This window comes from Alistipes sp. CAG:268 (genome assembly GCA_000434235.1).
In the GTDB taxonomy this organism is placed as follows: Bacteria; Bacteroidota; Bacteroidia; order Bacteroidales; family Rikenellaceae; genus Alistipes; species Alistipes avistercoris.
Map to the genome: position 1 here is coordinate 1 of FR892010.1, position 6209 is coordinate 6209.

Sequence of the window (6209 nt, forward strand, 5' to 3'; positions counted from 1 at the left end):
TGCTGCCGCTCCACCTCCCGAAGTTTCAGCGCGTTGAGTTCCCGGCGCAACGCCTCGACCTCCCGTTCCAAATCACGGTCGGAAGATTCCGGAGCCTTACTCCGCACCCCCTTCGCCGCCTCGGCCGCTTCGAGCTCCGACGGATCGGCAATCACTTCGTGATCCGCCGGGAAGGTCGGGATCTCCAACTCGGCCGCCAGGAGCGTATGCTTTCCCTGGAAAACGACCCGGGCCCGGACGCGGATCGTTCCCGGAGTCGTTGTGGCGCGCACGAGCACGGGGGCCGTACCCCAGCTGACCCGCCGGGGATTGGTGAAGGTCCCTTCCGAAGCAACCAGCTCGCCCGGACCTTCGATCTCGAAGAGCACCTCGCAGTCGTTCAGACGCTTGATCGTCCCGTTCTCATCCGCCACGGCGGCTACGACCGTCATCAGGTCCGAGCCGTCGGCCGTCATCCCTGCCGGCCCGTCATCGGCCCACAGCAACAGTTTCGCAGGACGCCGCGCCGGCATGACCTTGTGCGTCGCCACGACCCGGCCGTCCACAAGCCCCTCGGCCAGCAGATAGGAGTCGCCCTGACGCCCCTCGCGCGACAGCTCCTTGTCGCGCATCACATCGAAAACCCCTTCGAACAGGATCATCGGAGAGGGCATGCCGCCCGCCTCGGGCGACTTGCGGTAGACGCGCGGCTCTCCATCCCTGCAGCAGGTCAGGCGCACCTCGTCGCAATTGCTGTAGACCGTCACATCGGCCGGCGAGAAGGGGGTCATGGCATGGGCGATGTAGACCATCGGGCCGCTTCCGGCAATCAACTCCGGATTGGGCTGCACAGGCCGCTGCGCGCAGAACATGTAATAGGAGTATTTCGGCTGCCGGAAGGCATCCATGATGCCGCCGTAGAAGGGATCGGGATGATAGCCCCGCTGGTGGTCGAACGAGTGCCAGAGACACCCGCCCACATGCTGGCGCGGCGTCCGCCACAAAGCATCGTAGCACGTATACTGATAGTCCGGGCGGGCATATCCTTTGGCCTGGATGAGCATCGGCACCTCGCCCCACCCGCGGTTCACGCGGCTCGGCGAATTGTGCGAATTCCAGTCATCGACGTTGTCCCCCCACTCGCGGGTGAAATAGCACACCTTCGGATCCAGCTCCCGGGTATTGAACGCCCCGTCGCCCCCGTTGAGCGGATGGGTGAACTGCACGGGAAAGTGTTCGGCTCCGCGGGCCGCGGCATCGCAACCCGCATAACAGTAAGGATAGGGATACTCCTCATGCAGGATTCGCACGACATTCGCGGCGAAATCCTCCGGATACCATGTCTCGTTGAGAATCGGCTCCCAAAGCCACACCGAGGGGTGGTTGCGGTCGCGGCGCACCATGTTACGGATGTCGGAATAGACCCGCTCGGCAAAGACCCGATCGTCGTTCCAGAACTGCCAGCCCGGGGTATTGACGATCACGAAAAGCCCCAACTCGTCGCAGGCGTCCATGAAGGCCGGATCCTGCGGATAGTGGGCGTTGCGGATCACGCGCAGGCCGACATCGCGCAGCTTCCTGGCATCCCGCCAGTGGAGGCTGTTCGACAGGGCATTGCCCACGACGGCGAAGTCCTGATGGCGGTTGGCGCCGATCAGCGGCCACGGATAGGGCCTGCCGTTGAGCCAGAACCCCTCCTTGCCCCGGAACTCGATGCTGCGAATACCGATCCGGCGGCAATAGCCATCGACCACATCGCCCTGCTGGTCCTTCACGTAAACATGCAACTTGTAGAGGTAGGGCATATCGGGCGACCAGAGGCGGGGCTGCGAGAGGGTCACGCGGGCCTCGACCCGCTTGGCCGCCCCGTTGGTCACCGAGAGCCGCTCCTCGGCCGAAGCGGCCAGCTGTCCCTCCCGGTCGTAGAGTTCATAGACGACCCGTCCCCGGAACGACCGGCCCGAAAGGTTGCGCACGTGTGCAGCCATCCGCACTCTGGCCGAGGCCTCCGACACGTCGTCGTAGGAGACGAAGAGCCCGCCTCCGGCCTCCTGATCCTCGTAGTTGGGATCGGTGATGAAGACCCGGTTGTGGGCGATGAGCCAGCAGTCGCGGTAGATGCCGCCGAAGTAGGCAAAATCCAGTGCATCCTGCGGTTTGCCGGGCGGGAACATCGGATCGTCGCTGTTGTCCGCACGCACGGCGATGACATTGTCCCCGCCGTACTCGACGGCGGGCGAGATATCGACCACGACCGGCAGATAGCCTCCGTAGTGCCGGGCGAGGCAGTGTCCATTGACCCACACCTCCGATTTGCCCATGATGGCCTCGAAATGGAGGAACAGCCGCTTGCCCCGCCACTCCTCGCGGGGCGTGAAGTGTTTGCGGTACCACACCTCGCCCTGATAATTGACGCAGCCGCTGGCTTCGGTCGGCAGGTATTCGATCCCGTCGGGGAGCGAGACGAGCGGCCAGGCCCGATCGTCGAAATCGCGCTGTCCGGCTCCCTCGGCCGCCCCGCGGTGGAAACGCCATGCCGGATTCATGTTATAGACCGTGCGCCCCGTGCCGGGGAGTTCGTAAAACCCCGCCGTAGAGAACTGCGGCCGGTAAGCCACGACGGCCGACGAATCGGCCCCGGGGAGCGACTGTGCCGCAGCAAGGCCCGGGAACGACAGACAGGCGGCGGCCACAAGGGAACGAAGGATGGATCGCATATGGATGAAATTGTTGTTTACCACGCAGTTGCAGGACCGGTAGGAGATACGGGAGCGACCGCTGCCGGGCGGATGCCGCCGGGCGGATCGGACAATCCCGGAGAGCAACTGCCGGCCGGAAGACAAATATAGCAAAAAACAGCCAATCAGGCAACCGCCGGAACGGAATCGGTCGCATCGGCACGGGCCCGGCCGCAGGAATGACATCCGACCGAAGGAAAATCGACCGCACGGAGGAGCTTTCCGCCCGCAGGGAGACAGGGAGCGGGAAAAATTTTCTTACCTTTGGTCCCGAATCCCCAAGACCGAGCCGATGGAACGAACGTACGGAATGAGATATTGGATGACAGTGCTTGCCCTGCTGTCGGCATTGTGGGTATCGCCCGCTCCGCTGACGGCGGACAGGAGGGTGACGGGATCCGCCCAGACATACGGGCCGACTCCCTCCTTCGGTCGGGAATCGGCGGCGGATCTCCGGCAGACGGCCGACACGACCGCCCTCCGGGATACGCTGCGCCGCCCCGGGACCGCCCCGTGATACGCTGCGCAGCACCGGGACCGCCCGTCCGGGGCGTCTGGCCCGCACCGCCGGGCAGGAGCGGCATCCGGACTTCGCCGGCCCGAAACGCCGCAGGCTCCAGCACCGCCTCGGCGCCGAATTCCGCCCCGAATACATCTTCCCGACCAACCCCTTCCTCGACGGGGTGAACTCGCTGATGCGGCCCATGGACCTCTCGCTCGCCGCCCACCTCAAATACTCGTTCCAGTTCCGTCCCGGCTCCTATGCCGACCGCATCTACGGCGGCGTATACCAGGGCATCGGTGCGGCCTACTACGACTTCGCCAACCCGCTCGAACTGGGCAATCCCGTGGCAATCTACCTCTTCCAGGGGGCGCGCATCGCCCGCCTCTCGCCCCGGCTCTCGCTCAACTACGAGTGGAACTTCGGCCTCTCGTTCGGCTGGAAGCCCTACGACCGGGAGAACAACGCGCTCAACACGATGATGGGCTCGCGGCTCAACGCCCTGCTCAACGTCAGCTTCTACCTGCGCTGGATGCTCACGCACGAACTCGACCTGACCTTCGGACCCACGCTCACCCACTTCTCCAACGGCAACACCACGATTCCCAACGCCGGGCTCAACTCCGCCGGACTGCAGGCCGGACTGACCTGCAACTTCGGACGCACGGCCGCCGAAGCCCGCGTCGCACGCCGCATTGACGGCCCCGACTTCCGCCCCCACATGACCTACGACCTAGTGCTCTTCGGGTCGTGGCGCCGCAAGGGCGTCGCGTTCGACGGCAACCAGTACGCATCGCCCGACGCCTACACGGTGCTGGGCGTGAACTTCGCAGCCATGTACAACTTCGGCTACAAGTTCCGTGCGGGCCTCTCGCTCGACGGCATCTACGACGGCAGCGCCAACGTCTACATCCCCGACCAGATCACCGCCGTGGGCGACTCGCCCGACCTGGAGTTCGTAAAACCGGGAATCGACCGCCAGCTGGCTCTCGGCCTATCGGCACGCGCCGAGTTCGTCATGCCCTACTTCACCATCGGAATCGGACTGGGCAGGAACATATTGCACAAGGGCGGCGACATGGACTACTTCTACCAGACACTCGCCCTGAAGGTGGGCGTCACCCGCAACTCGTTCGTGCACATCGGCTACTCGCTGAGCGACTTCCACATGCCCAACTTCCTGATGCTCGGTGCGGGCTGGAGGTTCAACAACCGGTCGCCGCACCACTACTGATTTTCCGGCCGTTTTCCGCCGCGGCGCGCTTTTCGATTTGGCAGTGCACGCCCTTTGCACTACCTTTGCAGCGGATGGACATGCCCCACGGCACAAAACCCTATACCCATGCAGATCAACAAGGCAGAATTCCGCTGCAGCTCCGAACGCATCACGCAGGTCCCGAAAGATAGCCTGCGCGACATCGCCTTCATCGGCCGCAGCAACGTCGGCAAATCGTCGCTCATCAACATGCTCACCGGCCGCAACGGGCTGGCCAAGGTCTCGGGAACTCCGGGCAAAACCCGGCTGATCAACCACTTCCGCATCGACGACGCGTGGTATCTCGTGGATCTGCCCGGTTACGGCTACGCCCGCACGTCGAAGGCCGTGCGGGGCGAGTTCTCGAAGCTCATCACCGACTACGTGCTCCGCTGCGAGAAGCTCCACTTCCTCTTCGTGCTGGTCGATATCCGCCTCGAACCCCAGAAAATCGACCTGCGCTTCATCGAAATGCTCGGCACGAACGGCGTCCCGTTCGGCATCGTCTTCACCAAGGCCGACAAGCTATCGAAAACTCAATGCGAAAAGAGCATCGAGCGCTACCGCCGGACGCTCGCCGAGACATGGGAGGAGCTGCCCCCGATGTTCGTCTCATCGTCGGAGCGCGGCACGGGGCGCGACGAAATACTCGATTTCATCGGCGAATGCCTCAAAGTTTGACCGAATGTTGAAAAATCGAACCCGAAAAGGCTCGGTTTTTCAACGCAATGTCCTATATTTGCACCATCAAAATCCTTCGTAACCTATGGCTATCCACAAAATCAAGATCTTCGCGGGTCGCGGTTCCGAGTACCTCGCCCAGAAGATCGCCGCAAGTTTCGGCACGACGCTCGGACAATCCGAGGTCCTGCGTTTCAGCGACGGCGAGTTCCAGCCCTGCTACAACGAGTCGATCCGTGGCTGTACGGTATTCATCATCCAATCGACGTTCCCGCCCTCGGACAACCTCATGGAGCTGCTGATGATGATCGACGCCGCACGCCGTGCTTCGGCCTACAAGGTCGTGGCCGTGATGCCCTACTTCGGCTGGGCGCGTCAGGACCGCAAGGACCGTCCCCGCGTACCGATCGGGGCCAAGCTGGTGGCCAACCTGCTCATGGCCGCAGGCGTGGACCGTGTGATGACCATGGACCTGCATGCCGACCAGATTCAGGGTTTCTTCGACATTCCCGTGGATGCACTCTATGCCAGCGGCATCTTCGTCCCCTATATCGAAAGCCTCCACATCGAGGATCTCTCGATCGCCGCACCCGACATGGGCGGCGCCAAACGTGCCAACACCTATGCCAAGCACCTCGGCACGCCGATCATCATCTCGCACAAGGAGCGCGCGAAGGCCAACGTCGTGGGCAAGATGACGGCCATCGGCGAAGTCGAGGGACGCAACGTCCTGATCGTCGATGACATGATCGACACGGCCGGCACGATCTGCATGGCCGCCGACATGCTCATGGCCCGCGGCGCGAAGAGCGTGCGCGCGGCGATCACCCACCCCGTGCTCTCGGGCCCGGCCTACGAGCGCATCAACGACAGCGCCCTCGAGGAGGTGATCGTGACCGACACGATTCCGCTCAACCCCAACAAGGACCTGCACAAGTTCACGGTGCTCTCCGTCGCCGACATCTTTGCCGACGTCATCGAGCGTGTGCACAACTACAAGGAGATCTCGTCGATCTTCTTCAAGTAGGAAACCCGGACAGGGCAGAAAAGAGGC

General features: G+C 63.3%; 4 protein-coding genes. 3 read left to right on the forward strand and 1 reads right to left on the reverse strand.

What is annotated here, in order from left to right; all coding sequences use genetic code 11:
- The coding region (locus tag QZL63_RS08460; RefSeq protein WP_290586564.1) for a glycoside hydrolase family 2 protein at window positions 1-2696 on the reverse strand (2696 nt) is incomplete at its 3' end.
- Window positions 2697-3166: 470 nt separating this feature from the next.
- On the opposite strand from QZL63_RS08460, the gene QZL63_RS08465 reads away from it, so the two are divergent.
- From QZL63_RS08465 to QZL63_RS08475, 3 genes are all read left to right on the forward strand, one after another.
- Complete coding sequence (locus QZL63_RS08465) at window positions 3167-4453, forward strand: acyloxyacyl hydrolase (RefSeq protein ID WP_441293898.1); 1287 nt, start codon at window positions 3167-3169, stop codon at window positions 4451-4453.
- Window positions 4454-4561: 108 nt separating this feature from the next.
- Window positions 4562-5155, forward strand: a complete 594-nt coding sequence (gene yihA, locus QZL63_RS08470; protein WP_022308887.1) for a ribosome biogenesis GTP-binding protein YihA/YsxC — start codon at window positions 4562-4564, stop codon at window positions 5153-5155.
- 85 nt (window positions 5156-5240) lie between these two features.
- Window positions 5241-6182, forward strand: coding sequence for a ribose-phosphate diphosphokinase (locus QZL63_RS08475; protein WP_022308888.1), 942 nt, complete (start codon window positions 5241-5243; stop codon window positions 6180-6182).
- Window positions 6183-6209: the final 27 nt, after the last annotated feature.

What these genes read in the sequence shown, in the direction of transcription:
- yihA (WP_022308887.1), top strand. Translation starts at nt 4,562, where the DNA reads ATGCAGATCAACAAGGCAGAATTCCGCTGCAGCTCCGAACGCATCACG.
- QZL63_RS08475 (WP_022308888.1), top strand. Translation starts at nt 5,241, where the DNA reads ATGGCTATCCACAAAATCAAGATCTTCGCGGGTCGCGGTTCCGAGTAC.